The 1,254-nt window shown below is 47.0% G+C and carries 1 protein-coding gene; it reads left to right on the top strand.

From position 1 onward, the window contains the following. Window positions 1-95 precede the first annotated feature (95 nt). On the top strand, window positions 96-1,232 hold the full coding sequence (locus tag OU793_RS24480) for a flagellin (protein ID WP_005481079.1): 1,137 nt from the start codon (window positions 96-98) through the stop codon (window positions 1,230-1,232). Window positions 1,233-1,254 lie beyond the last annotated feature (22 nt).

Genomic DNA, 1,254 nt, shown 5'->3' with positions numbered 1-1,254 from the left:
TTGAGCGCCGTTAATAAAAGTAACTTTGAGAGAACTACTTGGTTTTCCGAGACGTCGGAAACCGCTACATCGGAAAATCAATTGGAGAAATCACCATGGCAGTGAATGTAAACACTAACGTATCAGCGATGACCGCTCAGCGTTACCTAAACAACGCAAACTCAGCACAACAAACCTCAATGGAGCGTTTGTCTTCGGGTTTCAAAATCAACAGCGCAAAAGATGACGCTGCGGGTCTACAAATCTCGAACCGTTTGAACGTACAAAGCCGTGGCCTGGATGTGGCTGTTCGCAACGCGAACGACGGTATCTCTATTGCACAAACGGCTGAAGGTGCAATGAACGAGACCACCAACATCCTACAACGTATGCGTGACCTGTCTCTACAATCAGCAAACGGCTCAAACTCGAAAGCAGAGCGCGTTGCGATTCAAGAAGAAGTGACAGCACTAAACGACGAACTAAACCGTATCGCAGAAACCACATCTTTTGGTGGTAACAAGCTACTAAACGGCACACATGGCGCGAAATCGTTCCAAATCGGTGCTGATAACGGTGAAGCAGTAATGCTTGAGCTTAAAGACATGCGCTCAGACAACAAAATGATGGGCGGTGTGAGCTACCAAGCTGAAAGCGGTAAAGGCAAAGACTGGAACGTTGCACAAGGCAAAAACGACCTAAAAATCAGCCTAACTGACAGCTTTGGTCAAGAGCAAGAAATTAACATCAACGCGAAAGCGGGCGATGACATCGAAGAGCTAGCAACGTACATCAACGGTCAAACAGACCTAGTGAAAGCGTCAGTAGACCAAGATGGCAAACTGCAAATCTTTGCTGGTAACAACAAAGTAGAAGGCGAAGTGTCATTCTCTGGCGGTCTGTCTGGTGAACTAGGTCTAGGCGACGACAAGAAAAACGTTACGGTTGATACTATCGACGTAACTTCAGTTGGCGGCGCACAAGAATCAGTAGCAATCATCGATGCTGCACTGAAATACGTAGACAGCCACCGTGCAGAGCTGGGTGCATTCCAGAACCGTTTCAACCATGCAATCAGCAACTTGGACAACATTAACGAGAACGTGAACGCGTCGAAGAGCCGTATCAAAGATACCGACTTCGCGAAAGAAACGACGGCAATGACCAAGTCACAAATTCTATCGCAAGCGTCAAGCTCAATCCTTGCGCAAGCGAAACAAGCGCCAAACTCAGCGCTAAGTCTTCTAGGTTAATTTTAAACCTAAGACGAGAACC

The sequence above is a fragment of the Vibrio sp. VP6 genome (genome assembly GCF_028823755.1).
In the GTDB taxonomy this organism is placed as follows: Bacteria; Pseudomonadota; Gammaproteobacteria; order Enterobacterales; family Vibrionaceae; genus Vibrio; species Vibrio parahaemolyticus.
This window is presented reverse-complemented; position numbering and strand designations above follow the sequence as displayed.

Excerpts from the sequence above, each read along its gene's own strand:
- OU793_RS24480 (WP_005481079.1), top strand. The coding sequence starts at position 96 with ATGGCAGTGAATGTAAACACTAACGTATCAGCGATGACCGCTCAGCGT.